The organism is Solidesulfovibrio carbinolicus, assembly GCF_004135975.1.
GTDB lineage: Bacteria > Desulfobacterota > Desulfovibrionia > Desulfovibrionales > Desulfovibrionaceae > Solidesulfovibrio > Solidesulfovibrio carbinolicus.
In genome coordinates this window covers 55,284-71,885 of sequence record NZ_CP026539.1, presented here as the reverse complement: position 1 = coordinate 71,885, position 16,602 = coordinate 55,284, and the positions used below count along the sequence as shown (strand labels likewise).

Annotated in this window: 12 protein-coding genes and 5 pseudogenes; 6 read left to right on the top strand and 11 right to left on the bottom strand. The window is 59.3% G+C overall.

The window, feature by feature from the left end:
• Window position 1: 1 nt before the first annotated feature.
• The 5 genes from C3Y92_RS20580 to C3Y92_RS20560 form a co-directional block, all read right to left on the bottom strand.
• Window positions 2-1,507 carry a hypothetical protein gene (locus C3Y92_RS20580; protein WP_129356065.1) on the bottom strand — a complete coding sequence of 502 codons (1,506 nt, stop codon included), beginning with the start codon at window positions 1,505-1,507 and terminating at the stop codon, window positions 2-4.
• Between the two features lie 13 nt (window positions 1,508-1,520).
• The gene (locus tag C3Y92_RS20575) at window positions 1,521-2,990 is read right to left on the bottom strand and encodes a B12-binding domain-containing radical SAM protein (RefSeq protein ID WP_129356063.1); all 1,470 of its coding nucleotides are present in this window, start codon (window positions 2,988-2,990) and stop codon (window positions 1,521-1,523) included.
• Between the two features lie 102 nt (window positions 2,991-3,092).
• The gene (locus tag C3Y92_RS20570) at window positions 3,093-4,172 is read right to left on the bottom strand and encodes a glycosyltransferase (RefSeq protein ID WP_165352185.1); all 1,080 of its coding nucleotides are present in this window, start codon (window positions 4,170-4,172) and stop codon (window positions 3,093-3,095) included.
• Window positions 4,169-4,747: an acyltransferase gene (locus C3Y92_RS20565; protein WP_328591082.1), complete on the bottom strand. Its 579-nt coding sequence runs from the start codon at window positions 4,745-4,747 to the stop codon at window positions 4,169-4,171. The genes C3Y92_RS20570 and C3Y92_RS20565 overlap by 4 nt, the downstream gene beginning before the upstream one ends.
• Window positions 4,744-5,757, bottom strand: a complete 1,014-nt coding sequence (locus C3Y92_RS20560) for an NAD-dependent epimerase/dehydratase family protein (protein ID WP_129356059.1) — start codon at window positions 5,755-5,757, stop codon at window positions 4,744-4,746. Before C3Y92_RS20560 ends, C3Y92_RS20565 begins: the two co-directional genes overlap by 4 nt.
• A gap of 158 nt (window positions 5,758-5,915) precedes the next feature.
• On the opposite strand from C3Y92_RS20560, the gene C3Y92_RS21775 reads away from it, so the two are divergent.
• On the top strand, window positions 5,916-6,641 hold the full coding sequence (locus tag C3Y92_RS21775) for an acyltransferase (RefSeq protein WP_129356057.1): 726 nt from the start codon (window positions 5,916-5,918) through the stop codon (window positions 6,639-6,641).
• An 85-nt stretch (window positions 6,642-6,726) separates the two neighbouring features.
• Here the strand turns inward: C3Y92_RS21775 and C3Y92_RS20550 are convergent, their stop codons facing one another.
• Window positions 6,727-7,287, bottom strand: a complete 561-nt coding sequence (locus tag C3Y92_RS20550; RefSeq protein ID WP_129356055.1) for a recombinase family protein — start codon at window positions 7,285-7,287, stop codon at window positions 6,727-6,729.
• A gap of 433 nt (window positions 7,288-7,720) precedes the next feature.
• Between C3Y92_RS20550 and C3Y92_RS20545 the strand changes: the two genes are divergently transcribed.
• Window positions 7,721-7,990 (top strand): TraK family protein, encoded by a 270-nt coding sequence (locus C3Y92_RS20545; RefSeq protein WP_129356053.1) that lies wholly within the window; start codon window positions 7,721-7,723, stop codon window positions 7,988-7,990.
• A gap of 212 nt (window positions 7,991-8,202) precedes the next feature.
• Here C3Y92_RS20545 and C3Y92_RS20540 read toward each other — a convergent pair whose 3' ends face one another.
• Complete coding sequence (locus tag C3Y92_RS20540) at window positions 8,203-9,501, bottom strand: IS1380 family transposase (protein ID WP_408021681.1); 1,299 nt, start codon at window positions 9,499-9,501, stop codon at window positions 8,203-8,205.
• Between the two features lie 792 nt (window positions 9,502-10,293).
• Between C3Y92_RS20540 and C3Y92_RS20530 the strand changes: the two genes are divergently transcribed.
• The 3 genes and pseudogenes from C3Y92_RS20530 to tnpA form a co-directional block, all read left to right on the top strand.
• On the top strand, window positions 10,294-11,325 hold the full coding sequence (locus C3Y92_RS20530; RefSeq protein WP_165352184.1) for an IS5 family transposase: 1,032 nt from the start codon (window positions 10,294-10,296) through the stop codon (window positions 11,323-11,325).
• A 176-nt stretch (window positions 11,326-11,501) separates the two neighbouring features.
• Window positions 11,502-13,193 (top strand): SGNH/GDSL hydrolase family protein, encoded by a 1,692-nt coding sequence (locus C3Y92_RS20525; protein WP_129356049.1) that lies wholly within the window; start codon window positions 11,502-11,504, stop codon window positions 13,191-13,193.
• A gap of 300 nt (window positions 13,194-13,493) precedes the next feature.
• A pseudogene (gene tnpA, locus C3Y92_RS21860) lies at window positions 13,494-13,754 on the top strand (IS66 family insertion sequence element accessory protein TnpA); the annotation flags it as partial.
• Here tnpA and C3Y92_RS20515 read toward each other — a convergent pair.
• From C3Y92_RS20515 to C3Y92_RS20500, 4 genes and pseudogenes are all read right to left on the bottom strand, one after another.
• A pseudogene (locus tag C3Y92_RS20515) lies at window positions 13,730-14,251 on the bottom strand (IS66 family transposase); the annotation flags it as partial. The pseudogenes tnpA and C3Y92_RS20515 overlap by 25 nt on opposite strands.
• Window positions 14,242-14,646: pseudogene (istA, locus tag C3Y92_RS20510) on the bottom strand (IS21 family transposase); the annotation flags it as partial. The pseudogenes C3Y92_RS20515 and istA, both read right to left, overlap by 10 nt.
• Window positions 14,645-14,815, bottom strand: a pseudogene (locus tag C3Y92_RS20505) (ATP-binding protein); the annotation flags it as partial. The pseudogenes istA and C3Y92_RS20505, both read right to left, overlap by 2 nt.
• Entirely contained in the window at window positions 14,811-15,122 is a 312-nt protein-coding gene (locus tag C3Y92_RS20500) for a hypothetical protein (RefSeq protein WP_235669737.1), read from the bottom strand. The pseudogene C3Y92_RS20505 and the gene C3Y92_RS20500, both read right to left, overlap by 5 nt.
• Window positions 15,123-15,297: 175 nt before the next feature.
• On the opposite strand from C3Y92_RS20500, the pseudogene C3Y92_RS20490 reads away from it, so the two are divergent.
• Window positions 15,298-16,538 (top strand): annotated as a pseudogene (locus C3Y92_RS20490) (IS3 family transposase).
• Window positions 16,539-16,602 lie beyond the last annotated feature (64 nt).

Here is a 16,602-nt window from a genome sequence, read left to right as displayed (position 1 = left end):
CTCATTTCCCGGCAAAGCCGAATGCCACGTCGTTGCGGTACAATGCGCCGTGAGCGGTGTCGGCCACGTGCGTCAGGGCGTTGGCCTTGGCGGCCAGGGCATGGGCCTTGGCGTCCAGCAGCACGAAGCCAGCCCTAAGGGGCGCGTCCAGGCTGGACGGGACATAAACCTGAACGCCGTAGCAATCCGGGGCGGCCAGGGAAGGCAGGGTCTCATCTCCCGAGACAACAGCCAGGGTGCGCAGCCAGGGCGAGGGCGCGTCCTTGGACAGTAGCAGCGCCGGGGCCATATCCCGGCGAAGGGCGTCGATCCGGCGAGCGTAGCCAGCGTAGTCGTCATAGGCGGGACGCACGAAGATAACGAAGGATTTTAGTGACATGGGCAACATGCCCAGGCAGGCGGCCAAAATCGGCCCGGCCGCCCAGCGCGCCGCTCCGGCCGGCGCGCCAAGCAGGAACATGGCGAAAGACAGCAGGAAATGGGCGGAGAGCAGCCGCGTCAATTGATAGCCCGTGCCGTTGTAGGCGACGACATAGAGGGCCAGGGGTCCGAAAACGTTGCAGACATGAAAGGCCGCCAGGCCGAACCGGCGGGGCTTCCCCAGGCAGGAGACGGCGGCCAAAAGCCCCGTGCCTCCGGCGATGATGAGGAGATTGAGGGTGTTGACGGCATTGTCCTGGAAATTGAGCAGGCTGGCCAGATTGCCGCCGGCCTGGTGCAAGAGCGGTCCGAAATCCAGGCGGGCCAAGGCCTGGAGCATGCCCGGGCCGCTGGCGACGTGCCAGGGCGAGGCGAACAGGGAAAAGGCCCCGTACGTCGCCGCCAGCAACCCGCCGCCGCCGGCCAGGGACCAGGCCAACCCGCGCCAGCCCGGTTTGGCCCGGGCCCACAGCAGGGCCGGAAACAGCACCGCCCAGGTCGGGCGCGACAGGCCGGCGAGAAAGACTAGGCCCAGGGCCCAGGCCATGTCCCGGCCGCTGGCCGCGCCGGCGGCGGCCTTGAGCAGATAGCCGCTAAGGCCAAGGGCCAGCAGCAAGGCCACGGCGTATTGGAACGCCTCCTGATAGGACAGGGGCAGGTACAGCAGCGTCTGGGGGAACAGGCAGAAAAACGCCGTCAGACAGGCGAAGCGGCCCAGGGACAGCTTGCGGCCCAGGCCGAGCAAGGCCAGGGTGACAAAAGCCAAGTTCAGGACCGGAACCAGCCAGTCCCGCCAGCCGCCCAAAAGCTTGGCCAGGCCGCCGTAGACCAGCGCATGGACCGCGCCATGAGGGCCAAAGCGCAGCAACTTGGCGGTCTGGCCGCCGCTGCCGTAATAGCCGCCGGAAAACCCGGCCGCTGCAAACGTCCGCGCCTCGACGACGTACATGTATTGGTCCACGTCGTAGGCCGGACAAAAGGCCGTCAGATCGGCCTGGAAATAGTGCGCCACGAGCCCCATGGCGACAAGGGCCGGTACAAAGGCCAGCAGTACGGCGGCGAGACGGGCAAGCAGGCGTTTTTGCATGGCGTACGCGCCGTCAGGCGGGATCGACGAAGCGGCTTTGTCCTTCCTGATGGGTCTTGCGATGGTACCCCTTGATGCCCAGAAGGGTCAGGGCGCCTTTGGCGAACAGGGCCAGCTCGCCGAACCGGCGCACCCGCAGGAGCTTTCGCAGGATGGACAGGGGACGGAAATAAAAGCGCCGGTAGCACTGCTTGAGCAGTTGCGACAGTTCGGCCCTGGAGAGATGTTCCTCCCAGATGGGTTCGACGAAGTTGGGCACCGGCGCGGCGGCGTGCCCGCGCCAGATGTCGGGCGAGAAAAGGCCCTTGGCCACGCCTTCCTGGAAGATCGCCGTGCCGTCATAGGCGATCATGATGTTGAACTGGGCGAAATCGGAATCAATGGACACGGCCGTGTCGATCAGGTGCAGGACGTCTTCCCGGGTTTTGTGGTGCGGAAAGCCGATGATCCAGTTGGTGCTGGTGAGGATGCCGCATTTGCGGCACAGGCGCACGGCCCGGCGCACCTGCTCCACGGTGATCTTCTTGTTGATCCGCTTGAGACCCTCGTCGGTGGCGTCTTCCACGCCGAAAAGCGCCTGGCGGCAGCCCGACCGTCTGGCCAGGCGCAGCATGTCCTCGTTGATGGCGTCCACCCGGCCGCGAAATGACCAGACAATGGAAAATCTCCGGTCGATAATGCCCTGGGCAATGGCCGACACCCGTTTGGCCGAGGCGTTGAACAGGTCGTCGAAGAAAAAGAATTCCCGAATGCCTTGGGCGTAATAGGCCGCGATCTCGTCAAGAATGTTGTCCACCGAACGCGAACGGTAGGTGGAGTAGGGCTTGCAGCAAAAGGTGCAGTGGAAGGGGCAGCCCCGGGAGGAACAGATGGTGCCCACGGGCATTCCGGTGCCGATGGCGCTGAAATAGCGCTTGAAGGGCAGCAGATCGAAGGCCGGGAAGGGGATGGCGTCGATGTCGCGGACGTAGCCGGGTTCGCCGGAGCGGCGCACGGTCGCGCCCTCGCGCCAGACGATGCCCGGGATGTGGTCGAAGGGTTGGCCGTGCTCCAGGGCGTCAAGAAAGGCCGGAAAGGATTCCTCGGCCTCGCCCAGCACCAGGTAGTCAACCTCGGGCTGGGCCATGGACTCGTCGGGATACAGCGAAACATGGGGGCCGCCCCAGACGATGCGGGCCCGGGGCAGGCGCTCGCGCAGCCGCCGGGTCAGGATGAGGGCGTCGTACAGGGTCGGGGTATAGACGGTCAGGCCCACCACGTCGGGGTCATGGGCCGCCGCCCGGGAGACCGCCTCCTCGGGATCGAGGCGGTCGAGGATGCAGTCGATGAGCGCGACCTCGTGTTTTCCCCCGGCCTGCAAGGCTCCGGCGATGTAGAGGATGCCCATGGGCGGGAACACGCCGATGTCGGTGGCCTCGAGATCCCAATCGTCCGTGGTTTTGCCGACGTGGGCGTCGGGAACATTGAGCAGGAGTATTTTCATGGTGTTACCCGGGGCTTTCGCTGAGGTGAACGCGTTCGCGGCCGGCGCGCACGCGGGAAACGGTCCGCCCTGCCGACGACGGCGCTCGTGGCGGCTGGAAGGTCAACAACCCCGTCGACGGCCGGCTGGCGCTCGCGGCCGCTGGAAGCTGGAGGTGAGTCGAAGGCGCGGCCTCCGACCGGCGGCCGGCCGCTCGCCAGACGCCGCCCGGCTCGGCTGGGGGCCGTTTTGGCCGCCGACGACCTTTTCGATGATAAAGAGGGGGCGCGTCCTGGTTTGTTCCAGGTTGTTCCATAGATAGCCGCCAAGGATGCCGAATCCGAGGAACAGGGCGGCCACGATGACGAGTTCCAGCACGATGACCGAAGCCCAGCCCTGAATGGTGATGACGCCGGCCAGGGTGGCCACCACGGCATAGACGATGCCGCAGGCGCTGAGTAGCGACATCACCAGCCCCAGCAACACGAACACGCGCAGCGGAAACGACGAAAACGCCACCACGGAATGGAAGGCGTAGGACAGCTTCTTGGCAAAGGTCCACATGGACCGGCCATGGACCCGTTCGGCCCGGTCGTATTCCAGCACGGCCCGGTCAAAGCCGGCCCAGACGATCAGCCCGATGAGGCTCGTCTTCTTCTCCGACGACTGGAGAATGACCCGGGTCACGCAACGGTCGATGAGGCAGAAGTCAAAGCCCCCGGGCGGCATCTCGGGCATGACGGCCTTGCGGTACAGCCAATGGAAGGCCTGGGCCAGGAATTTGGTCATCCCTGGGTCCTGGCGGGTGCGCCGGGAGCACAGCACGACCTTCTTGCCGGCCCGCCACTGGGCGGCCATGGCCGGGATCATTTCCGGCGGGTCTTGCAGATCGGCCGAAAGGATCACGGCGGCGTCGCAATCGGCGGTCTGGGCCAGGCCGGCGGTGATGGCCGTGAACGAACCGTGGTTTCGCGAGAGCAGCAGGACGCAGACCCGGGGATCGGCGGCGGCCAGGGCTTCCAGCACCGTCTGGGAATTGTCCGGGGAACGGTCGTTGACGAACTGGAGCACGAACTCGAAGCCCAGGCCGTCCACAGCGGCCACGATGCGCCGGTAGAGTTCCGGCAGGCTGCCCTCGTTGCCATAGACCGGCACCACCACGGCCAGACGCGGCCGGCCGCCCCGGCGGCGCGGCGCGCTCACGCCGACTCCAGGGCGCGGCAAACCATGGCGGCCGAGGGCGCCCGGCCCGTCCAATCGCCAAGCAGGCAGCGGAAACCGTCGCCCGTGGGCTCCAGGCGGCCGCCGCAGCGGCACACCAGCCCGGCCGGCCGGGCCGGATTGCCCATCACCAGGGTAAAAGGCGGCACGTCGCGGGTCACCACCGCCCCGGCCCCGACCATGGCCCACTCCCCGACGACGACGCCCGGCGTCAGCACCGCGCCGGCCCCGATGGAGCAGCCGCGCCCCAGGGTGGTGGCCAGGGCCGGCACGTACCGCCTGCTGCGGGGGTGGCGGTCGTTGGCGAACACGGCGGACGGCCCGATGAACACGTCGTCGGCCACGCGCACGCCGTCCCACAGGGCCACGTGGCACTTGACCGTGACCCGGTCCCCCAGGACGACCCCGCCCTCGATGAAGACGAAATCGCAGATGTTGGCGTCGCGGCCGATGACGGCCCCGGGCAGGACATGGGCAAAGGCCCAGATGCGCGAACCTTCCCCCACGGCGTCGGACTGGCAAATCCCCTGGGGATGGACGAAGACACCGGGCGTCACCAGTAATGCTCCTGGTTGGCGCGGTAAAATTCCAGGGTCTCGGCCACGCCCTCGGCCAGGGGCGTGGTGGGCCGCCAACCCGTCACCCGGGTGATCTTGGCGATGTTGGAATAGAAATCCCCGGGCTCCTGGGCCTTGCGTTCCGGGGAAAAGGGCGTGAAGGCGATGTCGCCGGTCCCGGCCGCCTCGATGATGCACTGGGCCAGGGTCAGGAAGTCGGACGGGGCGTCGTGGCCGATGTTGAAAACCTCGCCTTCGGCCTCGGGGGTGACGGCCAGGGCCAGCAGGGCGTCGACGCAATCGTCGATGTAGAGGAAATCGCGCTTGATGCGGCCGTCGCCGAAAATGGGGATAGTCTGGCCGTCCAGGGCCAGGCGCATGAACCAGTTGGCCACGCCGAAGCGGTTGTGGCGCATTTGGGCCCGGGGGCCGTAGATGTTGGTCAGCCGGGAGAGCACGCAACGGATGCCGTGGTTGCGGCTGTAGCTGGAAATGATGTGTTCGGCGGCCAATAGCGAAATCTCGTAGATGCCCTTGGGATCGGGGCGCTCGTCCTCGTCGGCCGGAAGTTTGAGCACCGAACCGTATTGGCCCCGCGAGCCGAGCTTGATGAGCTTGCAACCCGGATTGAAGCGCCGCAGGGCTTCCATGACCACGGCCGTCCCGCGAATGTTGATGTCGATGTCCGGGAAAGGATCGGACAGGCTTTTGAGGTGGCAGACCTGGGCGGCGCTGTGAAAGACGTAGTCCTGGTCCCGGACCAGCCATTCGATGGCGGCGCGGTCGCGGATGTCGCAATAGTTGATGACGACGTCGTCCCGGATGGGCGCGATGTTGCGCGGGTTGCCGCCGTATTCCTCGATCATGGCGTCGGCCAGGGTGATCCTGGCCCCGCAGGCCGCCAGGCGCAAGGCCAGGCTCGAACCAATAAAGCCCAGGCCGCCAAGGATCAACACGCGGCGGCCGGCGAAGGCCTCGCAAAAAAGTTGTTGTGGGGGGATTGCTTGCATAGTGCGGTGCAAGGCACATAGCACCGAGGGTATAGCGAGGCAACACCTATGCCCCCTTTCCCCCGGCAAACGGTCCGACGTCGCTGCCGGACGCGACCGGGACCGCCGTCCCGAAACCTGCAACCCGCCAACGGCCGCGCCGCCGTTATGATCCCACCATGACAGAAAGCCTTCGCGACTACATGGGCCAGGCCGACGCCTCGGCCCTTTCCGCCTATCTGCGGACCCGGGCGGCCACGCCCGGGCGCTACGTCCTGGAACAACTTCCCCAATGGCTCCTGGGCTGGATCCCGGGCCTGCCCGGCATCGCCCTGCGCCATGTGGCCTACCGGCCGCTTCTGGCCCCGGGTTCGGCCCGGCCGGTCATCGAGGACGGGGTGGAGCTGTTCCATGCCGCCACCATCCGCCTGGGGGCCTCGGTCTACATCGACCGGGGCGCGCGGCTGCACGCCTCCCGGGCGGCCATCGAGATCGGGGATTGCTGCCGCGTCATGCGCGGGGCGTATGTGTGTTCTTACGTGTCCCGGGCCGTGCCCGGCGAGGGCATCCGGCTGGGGCCGCGCTGCTGGGTCGGGGTGGGCAGCGTGCTGGCCTCGGGCCAGGGCGGACTGTTTTTAGGCGAAGGGGTGCTGATCGGGCCGGGGGCGACCCTGGTCACCGGGGACCATGATTTCAGCCGGCACGACCTATCCTCCATCGATCAGGACTATGTCGGCTCGCCCATCGTCATCGGCGACAATGTGTGGATCGGGGCCGGGGCCACGGTGGTGGGCGGGGTGACCATCGGCGACCGGGCGGTCATCGCCGCCGGCGCGGTGGTGACCCGGGACGTAGCCGGCGGCGAAGTGGTCGGCGGCGTGCCGGCCCGGCCGCTGGCCAGGTAGCCGGGGTACGCCGGCCCGAAAACAGGTGGAGCCGCTTGGACCGCCGCCTGTTGCCGAGCGGGCGGCATTGGTCGACGCGGCGGGCTCAGCCGCCCGTTTTGAGATACTGATACAAGGTTTCGCGGCTGACGCCGAACTCGCGGGCGAGCTGGGCTTTCTTCTCGCCGGCGGCGGCCCGGCGGCGCAGTTCGGCCCCCTGCTCGGACGAGAGCTTCTTCTTGCGGCCCCGGTAAGCGCCGCGCAGCTTGGCCAGGGCGATCCCCTCGCGCTGGCGTTCCCGGATCAGGGCTCGTTCGAATTCGGCGAACGCGCCCATCACCGACAGCAACAGCTGGGCCATGGGCGAATCCTCGCCGGTGAAATGCAGGCCTTCCTTCACGAACTCGACGCGCACGCCGCGCCGGACCAGCCCCTGGACCAAACGGCGCAGATCGTCGAGGTTGCGGGCCAGGCGGTCCATGCTGTGCACCGCCACCACGTCGCCCTCGCGCACGAAATCGAGCAACGCTTCAAGCTGCGGCCGCCGTGTGTCCTTGCCCGAGGCCATGTCGACGAACACCTTATCCGCCCGGACCAGCTCAAGCTGCCGTCCCGGGTTCTGGTCCAGACTGCTGACACGGACGTAGCCGATGCGTTGGCCCTGCACGATGCCTCCCGACGCCAAAGCGTCAGGAAAGACTCTATGACTTCGTTGGTTTTATGTCAATAAATGGAAACGGAAACTCTAATCGGACAATGTATGAGGCGTATTTCTGACGTCAGGATAAGGTACAGTCCAAATGGACATATTAAACAAAATAGTTCGTTGAGGTCACTTGCGAACGAATCGCCCCACACGCGTTGAGCCACAGGCGAATAAGCAGCGTCCCGCAGGACAGGACGGAAGGTACTTGTACCTTACCTGTCCTGCCTTCGCGCACTCTGTCATCATTTCGACCTTATTTGCCAGCGACACTATCGGCAAGTATGGGCTTGAATAAGATCGGTTATGCTCACTTCTAATCGGATAAACTGCTACCAGTTGTCATTGACTACTAACGGATCATAAAATATGATAAAAGAATAACCAGGAGAGAACCATGGCTAAATCAGGTCGCATTGCCCGATGTATGGGCCGTGTAGAATTTAGATCTTGCCAGATCGAGATTCTGGATATGCACAATAAAGGGTACGCCAATAAGCACATCTACGATAAATTGGCAGATCAGGGGAAGTTGACATTGGCATACTCAACGTTTAATGCCCATCTTCGCAAACTGTTGCAGGCAAAAGATTCAAAATCAATAGAAATACAATCAATTGATCGGAAGAAAATATTTGAAGTGCCCCACAACACTGAATTGATCTAGTCATTCCTAAATTGATCGTTTGACGCTCTGCAGAGGCAGTGTCCGTGCATCCTGACGAAGTTTTGGAGGCTTATCAGCGAGGACGAGAGGTAAAACGACATTTCGAGGGTTGGATGTGAGTCCAGGGATGTCGTTTGCAGGGAAATGTTCTGCTTGTGGCTGGCGCAAGACGCAACTCTCCCGTCAGCTATCGCGTGCAATCGGATCAGCGATCAGGACCAAGCAAATTTCGGAGCGCTGAGACAAAGCTTCCACAGTTCTTTGAAATGAAGGGTCTCCATGACCACATCTGTGAGCTTGAGGATGGTCCTGCCGGCATGTGTGACGATCTTGGCGGCGACATCGACGAGCTTTCTGCGCAGGGTGACTGGCATGGCCGTTACCGGGACGACTGGAGTCGTGACGTCCTCTTTGAAAGCTTCGAAGAGGAAAAAGGCCACCAGCATGCAATAATAGAAGGCCGCGTTCGGGGCAAAGCGCAAAAAGGGCAACTCCTCGAAGCCAAAGTCCTTAAAGGAGCGATGGACGAGTTCATCCGCACCCCGGCCATGATAGGTGGCGATAACACCTTCCGCCTGGACCATGCCGGAGAGTCCAGCCTTTTCGAGCTGTTCGTCCACGGCGAAGCCCATACCGAGGTTGGTGTACGCGAGTGTGCCTGGCCGGCTTCCCGGGAGAAGGAACTGTTTTTCTTCAAGGAACGGTCGCCAGAAGATCACCCGCCGGAAGCGGTTCCAGGTTCCCCGCCGATCGCCGAACTCAAAGAATTCCCAGATGTCCTCGTCGGAGCGGCCAAAGTGGCGCTGAAAATTTTCTTGCGGCGTGGATTCAATAAGCCCTTTTATTTCGGCAAGAAAGCGCCCGCCACAGACATAGCCAACGTCGAGCGCTTCTATGGTTTTCATGAGCTTTTGGTCGCAGAAGCCTGAATCCATCCGGATGATGATGGGGACGTCCGTAGCGTAGCGGGTTCTGATGAGGTGCACGGCATGCTGGATCATTTTTGCCGCCGTGTCTCCGTGGTTGGAATGCTTGTCTCCACCCCGGAATACGGCATCAATGATGTACCTTCCCCAGGTCATCTGAAGAGGCTGGAAACCGAGAACTTTTTTGTAGGTCGGCTTGACGCCATGGCGCTTGGGGGCATCATCGTTGTCCATGACCATAGTGTCGAGACCCAAAATGACGACAGGCGGTTTGATCATCTTGAGCCGCCAGAGAAAAAGTTGAAGAAGTAGGCGGCGAAACAGAAATATGCGAGGCCAAGAAAACGCTTGAAAAAACCGCTTAACAGAATGGGATGACACCATTTCCTGCGGAGCGAACTCGATAGTGGCAGCGTATCCTGCGTCCTTGGCCAAGCTGTCGAAGTGGGTCAGGTGTCGGCTGGTCCCGTCGAAGAAGAAACAGAATACCTGGATGAAGAGGTCGATGATCGGATGTCCTTTGGAATGCTTCCGCATGGAGCCAAAGAGCCGGTCAAGATGCGGGTAAAGCTCAATCCCGCGCATAACGAGCAAAGAGATGGAGTCCGGCCCGCCCAGTCAGGCAATCGGATGTGACTTCAACGGCATCGATGCGACGGGAACTTTTGAATTTGGACCGGGACATGGACAGCTCCACCTGTTGGGTGACGACAATTGCGCCATGGCGACGGAACTATTTGTAATATATTTCGGCGTATTGGGAAAGATTTTCTGTGCCGACAGAAGTCTGAATCGCTCAGGTTAGGTAAAAGACACCTTTCAGCGAGGGGTTGAATTTGCGCTCGCGGTATTGAAAAAGTTCAGATGGTAATCCCCTCGAAAAAAGGTTGTTCTGAAAAGTAGAATTTTTCGTGATGGAAAGGCCAAAGACAAGCCAGAGCTGAAGGGCAAGCTGAGAGGCTTCCTGCGCAGTCTGCAGCGTTGTCCGCACATAGTGAAGAAGTATTTTGAAGGGAAATACGTCGCCTATGCCAAAGCCGCTTAGTTAAATATTTTACGCTCTGAGTAATAAGTCGCCAGCGAAAAAACTGAAGAAGCAGGGTAGCCGTCAAAAGACCCCCTTCTTACGCCTCCTGAATTTTCTGGCATGGAGTGTCCCCAGGAGGGACGACCATGGTAGTCTCAGCAACGGAGCATAGATCCGAAAAGGCGGCGTATTGGGCTGGACATATTGAGACATGGCGAAGCAGGTGGCGAACATAGAAAATCAATACCGCGACATGTATATCGAGACCAATGCACAGTAAGTTTCAATAAAGTCTTGTAAAAATACATAGTTAGCGTATATTTTTTCCATCGAATTCGATGGAGGCGAGCATGAGCGAACGCACTTCTTCCAAGCCCGGCATTGCTGACTACGTTGTTGCCCGTCGCAAGCGCAAAGAGTGCTTTCTCGACGAGATTGATCGCCTCATCGACTGGAACCCGCTGGAAAAGCTTTTGCGCAAAACGCTCAAACGGGTGGCCAACGCCGTTGGCAATCCGGCCTATCCGCCGCTTCCCATGTTCAAAATCCTGCTCCTCCAGCGTTGGTACACCCTCAGCGACACGGCGGTGGAAGAGGCCCTGTACGACCGCTTCTCCTTCGTCCGGTTCGTTGGCCTCTCCCTGGATCACGACGAAGTTCCCGACGCCACTACGATCTGCCGCTTCCGCCAGAGCCTCGTTGAGCGCAATGTGCAAAAACGCCTGCTGGACAAGCTGAACCACCAGTTGCAGCGACGTGGCCTCCTCGTCCGGGAAGGAGCCATCGTCGATGTCAGCGTCGTTTCGTCCGCGCGCCGGCCGTTCAAGGTGCTCGACGTGCTCCCGCAGGATCGCCAGGAAGACAACGAGGGCGGGACGGATGTGACGATCAGCTACTCCGATGACGCCGAGGCAGCCTGGCTACGCAAGGGTAATCGCGCGTATTACAGGTACAAAATCCACGCCGCCACGGATACTCGGGACGGCTTTGTCCTCGGCGGCCATGCCACGCCGGCAAACCGGTCCGACACAGAAGAATTTGTCGCCGTCCTGGATGAGGTCGATGCGAAAGCCGGCGAGAGTATTTTCGCGGACAAGGGATACAGCAGCCAACTCAATCGCTATGTGCTTCAGGTTCGAGGCCTTGCTGACGGCATCATGCACAAGGCCGCTCGTAACCGGGAGCTGACTCTTTCGGAAAAAATCGCCAACCGTCAAATCAGCAGCGTCCGCGCGAAAGTCGAGCGAGTTTTCGGCACCCTCAAGCGCGGCTATGGATTTCACCGCGCGAGGTATCTCGGACGGGCCAAGGTCGAGCTGGAGTTTCTCCTCAACGCCATGGCTTTCAACCTAAAAAAAGCCGTTCTAAAGGCTGCATGCTGAGGATAAGTGCTTCCTTTGGCGGCGAAAGCAGCCAAAGGAGGTGATAAATCGCCTGAGATCGGCGGAAAATCACGCTTAACTGCCGATCTTCCCCTCGAAAAAGACCAGAAAGACGGAATTCAGGGACCTCAAAGAATTGTGCAGTGGTCTCATATCTGACGCCAGGAGTCTTAAAGATGCGCTCTGCCAAAAAACTATCATTTATAATATTTTTCGTCGTCGCCGTTCTGATTATTATTTTTAGCTGGCGATACTTATTGCCGCCACAAGAAAAGATATTACGAGATTCATTTACTCAGGTAGATCGTAACATGTGGTCTGTAGCCATTCCATTTTATAGACTATACTCTGATAACCTTCCTCTTTCATGGAATAGCATTTGGCAGGTGAACTTATATGAAGAGAACATGCTTCTTGGGCCACCTCATTCTATACATTTAAATATAATTCAAGATGGGAAAGGTCGGTATTCGCACTGGGGGGATGAACTTTTATTTTCTACCAGTGACAATAGTGACCCAAATACGAATGGTCGTAAATATAGCATCGTTTTGGCGTACACTCCATCACATACTATCTTTAGTATGATAGCAATTGCGACCATTTTTTTATTGATTGCTGGCCTAGTTGTCGTCCCAGCTGTTCAAGCTGCGTCCATCCCTGTCAAAACAAAAATCAGATTTGCAAAGTTCATGCCTTTCTTTGGTGTTTTTGTTCTGTTGTTATATCGTTCCAATGTTGTCAATGTGTCCGCATGGTGGGGGATAGTTTTTTATACCGCTATGCTATTCCTATTTACGCTTTGGACTGGTTTTGGCATGTATTTATCATATCTATGTTATTCATGTGCAAAAACAAACAAATTTTTGTATGTGTTGCTAAATGTTTGGTTTATGCTTTCAGTTTCAACAGTAATGATAGAAACCACAGCTCGCATTTTTCCTGTTTACACGTCTTGGGCTAACAATCCAGGCGAAAAATTTTTTTGGCCTGATCGAGTATATTTCCCCTTAAACAACTTCGGCCATCGTGACCGCGATTTTATTATTCCAAAGCCTGACAATACGTATCGTATCGTTTTAATTGGTGATTCATATACTGAAGGAGCTGGATTATCGCGCCAACAGACCATGGGGTATTTATTGGAGAGGCAGATCACTAAACTCCTACGAGATACAGCAAACGTAGAGGTTTACAACCTAGGGCACTGCGGAATGAACACCAAAGAAGAGGTTGATGTCCTTTTGCATGATGGTGATAAATTGCAACCAGACCTAGTTTTTCTTAACTATGTGATGAATGACGCCGAAACTCACCCATTAACAATAACACCAGCCGATGAACCAATGTGGTACAAAGAGTTAAATCGCATTCTAATAACAAGTGCTGGTTCTTATGCATACTACAGATTCATCAAGAGCTTTAGACTAATAGAAGAACATTTCGCCACAACATCGGACTATCTTGCTGCGCAACATGACAAGAACAAGGCAGGATGGCAGGACGTGAGTGCGGCACTTAGAAGAATGGAATTATGGTTAAATGAACATCGATGTGAAGGCATTGCGCTTATTTGGCCAATATTCCAAAATGATTGGACTTCTTCTGCGGCCAAAATAAATAAGCAGGTTGAGGAAGAACTGAAATCTCATCAATTAACGGTCTTTGATTTAAATGATTTGTTTCAACAAACAAACGAACCGCTTGTAAATTTTGCACTTAGCAGGGTTGACCATCATCCAAATGCCAACGCCAATCGTTTGGTGTCAAAGTTAATGGAGCTTATAGTTGTTGATACAAAATCGTTTCAAAGCTTTATAAAAAGCAAAGATATCGGTCGCATGTCAATGATAACTAATCGTCATTGAAAGGTCGCGGTAGGGACCACCCTTTCGGATGGCCCCCGCACAGATCCCAGCGAGCGGAACTACCGCACTAGGCTCCTGCCTCGGGTGTTTGGCGTAAAAGCACTGGTTTGGATGAGGATGCATGACTTTGAGCGTGGGGATCCACAGGCTGACGATTGGACTGAAGGCTTGCCAGTTGATGCGCCGCTTCTGGCCTCGGCGACGAAGTCGCCTTATACCAGTTACTGTGTAACCGGTCAATCAGGCCCTTCTTACGCCGCTTGAGTTTTCTGTCATGGTTTATCCCACAGGAGGACGACCATGGCCACATCAGCAGCAGAGGGATGTTCCAAGAAGGCGGCTTACTGGTCTGAACATATTGCGGCTTGGCACAAGAGCGGCCTGAGCCAAGGAGCATACTGCCGGCGGCATGGTCTGTCTCAGAGTTCCTTGAGCTATTGGCGGAAGCGTTTAGGGGCAACGGACGACTGTGGAGTCGCGTCTTTCGTCACCATCGTCCCCGTGCCGCTGCTCGCGTCGGCTCAAGCAGACATGGCAACCGCGCCTGAACCGATGTTGTTGTCCGGACGCAGTCGGCCGTCTTCCAGGTAGACGACCAACCGCTCCCACTGTTTGATGGCATAGCCGATGGCCTTGCCGAGCAGACTCTTGGGCGGGGTGGTGGCAGCGCGGGCATCGAGCAGCGCCTTGAGCTTGTCCAGGATCGGCCTGGATTTTTCGGCTCGCAGGACCTTGATCTGCTCCGGATTGAGCTGCTGCTTTTCGGCTTGGCGCTCCACGTCGTAGAGCTTGCCGATCAGGTCCAGGGTGGCATGGGCCGTACCGCCCTTGCCCTTCTTGCCGGCAGTCTTCTCGACCTCGACGAATTTGCGCCGGACATGGGCCATGCAGCCGAGGTGGCGCAGACCTTCCCGTTCGCCCAGAGCCTCGTAGCCGCTGTAGCCGTCGGTCTGTGTCAGATAGCCTTTGAAGTCGCCCAGAATTTCCGCAGCCACGTTGCCGGCCCGGCTCGGATGATAGCGAAAGAGCACGACCGGTTTTCCCGGTGTTCCGCCTCGGCAAAACGCGTCAGCGGCCGCTCATGGGTGGTGCCGTGGACACGGTTGCCGGCCGTGCCCATGATCCACTCTAGCAACTGGCGGTTGGCGTCGGCGATGTCTCGGAAGTCACGCAAGGGCAGGAAGTTGTTCTTGATGTACTTGACCCCGGACTCGACGATTCCCTTTTTCTGGGGGTCCCGTGGCGGACAAGGGGAGATGAGGAAGCCGTAGCCCTCGGCTATCTCGGCATAGGCCCGCTGTACCTCTGGATCATGGTAGCAGGCCTTGGTGATGGCGCACTTGGGGTTGTCGATGACAATCCGCGCCGGGACGCCGCCGAAGAACTCAAAGGCCCGGCGGTGGCAGCCAAGCCAGGTCTCGACCTTCTGGTCCCAGACCACCTCGGCGTACTCCCCATTCCTCAAAGTCCAGATTGCTGGTGATGATCGTCGGGTGCTGTTCGTAGCGCTCGGCCACCACGTCGTGAAAATCCTCATCCTGGTTCAAGGACAGCGGCTTGAGGCCGAAATCGTCAATGACGAGCAGGTCCACCCTGGTCAGGTACTGGAACTTTCGGTCATAAACCGTGCTTGCGAATCAGGGCTTGGTGGATCGTGCAGCCGGCAACGCCCTGCTTGACCCAGTCCCGGACGTCGTCTTGGAAGGGGATGATACTGGAAGTGGATGGCTGCTTCGATGCCCGGCCAGGAAAAAACGAAGCAAGGTCCGCGTCAGCGGGCACGGACGCCGCTGGATTGAGCCATCCTTGCGATTCGGCTGTCTCACGGACGTGGGCGAGTTTTCTGCGCCCCATCAGGCCGGTCTTTGCGATCTGCCTGTCGGACTCGCCAAGGCGCATCCGAACAAGGGCTTGACGATACTCGTACATCTCGAACCTCCGATTAGACATCCCGCGCTCCTCCCGTTTGTGAATCGGGAAAAAGTACGCGGCGTCTCGAAGGTCCGAAACCCGGTCGCTTACGGCTGCCCTGGCTCCATTAGATGAGCACGGAATGGCTCCATTTGGATTGGCCTAGGGTTTTCTTGGACACCAACTTGGCGGTATGAATCTGCCGCTCGGGAGGTGTCGTATGCAGAGAGAGGAAGGAGCGCCCAAGCGATTTTGGGCGCGTCATAAGACCCAGGCCGTGCTCCGGCTGCTTCGAGGCGAGGACATTGACTTGGTGAGCCGGGAGTTGGGGGTGACCGCCGCGACGTTGTCCCAGTGGCGCGACACCTTCCTGGAGGCCGGGGAATCGGGTCTCAAGCCGCAGCCAGCACGGGAATCCATTGAAGTCGGCCGACTCCGGGAGAAGATCGGCGAGCAGGCCATGGAAAACGAGCTGCTTCGCGAAAAGATCGCCCGGCTGGAGCAAAACCGCCCTTTAGCCCGAGGGAGGTCGAGGAAATGAGCCAAGCCGCCTCGGCCTCCACAGGGAAGAACTACGGGCTGGCGCTGGTCTGCCGTGTCTGGGCGCTCTCTCGTTCCACGGTATATTGGCGACGTCGGCGCGCGGTCGAGGCTACTGCGTCCAAACGACGTGGCCCTCAAGGCGGGCACAGCGATGCGGTCCTGGTTGAGCGCATCAAGGCCGAGATTCGGGAAAGCCCTTTTCACGGCGAGGGGTATCGAAAGGTCTGGGCTGGCCTTCGGGACAAAGGAATCAGGACTTCCCCGGCGCGGACGTTGCGCCTCATGCGCGAAAACGCGCTCTCGGCCTACAAGCGACCTGGCCGGCCCCATGGTCCCAAGGCCCATGACGGGACGATCAAGACCCAGCGGGTGGACGAGATGTGGGGCACGGACATGACCGCAACGCTTACCGTCGTGGAAGGCAACGCCGCCATATTCTTCGCCATCGATCATTGCTCGCTTGAATTGGTCGGCATCCATGCCGCCAAGCGCGGCACGCGGTTCGAGGCCTTGGAGCCGATCCGGCAGGGCGTGCGTCACAGTTTTGGGGCTTTCGGCCAGGATGTGGCTCGGGGGCTGACCTCGCGGCACGACCACGGCAGCCAGTTTATCGCCGATGATTTCCAGCAGGAGATCGCCTTTCTCGGCATCAAGGACTCGGCGTCCTACGTGCGCGAGCCTCAGGGCAACGGCATCGCCGAACGCTTTGTCCGTATCCTCAAGGAAAATCTTCTCTGGATTCGCAGCTTCCAGACCGTCGAGGAACTCCGGCTGGCGCTTTTGGCCTTCAAGGAAACCTACAACCGCAAGTGGCGGATTGGTCGGCACGGCTACAGATCGCCGGCTCAGGTCAGGGAAAAGCAGAAAGCCGAGGTCGCCAGGGCGGCATAACTTTCAGGGCGAAACTGTCCAAGAAACCCTAGACCGCTACACATTATGGGAGCACGCCGTGGCT

Coding starts and splice junctions, on each gene's coding strand:
- C3Y92_RS20525 (WP_129356049.1), top strand. CDS start 11,502: ATGCGCTCTGCCAAAAAACTATCATTTATAATATTTTTCGTCGTCGCC.
- C3Y92_RS20540 (WP_408021681.1), bottom strand. CDS start 9,501: ATGCGCGGGATTGAGCTTTACCCGCATCTTGACCGGCTCTTTGGCTCC.
- C3Y92_RS21775 (WP_129356057.1), top strand. CDS start 5,916: ATGACAGAAAGCCTTCGCGACTACATGGGCCAGGCCGACGCCTCGGCC.
- C3Y92_RS20575 (WP_129356063.1), bottom strand. CDS start 2,990: ATGAAAATACTCCTGCTCAATGTTCCCGACGCCCACGTCGGCAAAACC.
- C3Y92_RS20560 (WP_129356059.1), bottom strand. CDS start 5,757: ATGCAAGCAATCCCCCCACAACAACTTTTTTGCGAGGCCTTCGCCGGC.
- C3Y92_RS20580 (WP_129356065.1), bottom strand. CDS start 1,507: ATGCAAAAACGCCTGCTTGCCCGTCTCGCCGCCGTACTGCTGGCCTTT.
- C3Y92_RS20500 (WP_235669737.1), bottom strand. CDS start 15,122: ATGTACGAGTATCGTCAAGCCCTTGTTCGGATGCGCCTTGGCGAGTCC.
- C3Y92_RS20545 (WP_129356053.1), top strand. CDS start 7,721: ATGGCTAAATCAGGTCGCATTGCCCGATGTATGGGCCGTGTAGAATTT.
- C3Y92_RS20530 (WP_165352184.1), top strand. CDS start 10,294: ATGAGCGAACGCACTTCTTCCAAGCCCGGCATTGCTGACTACGTTGTT.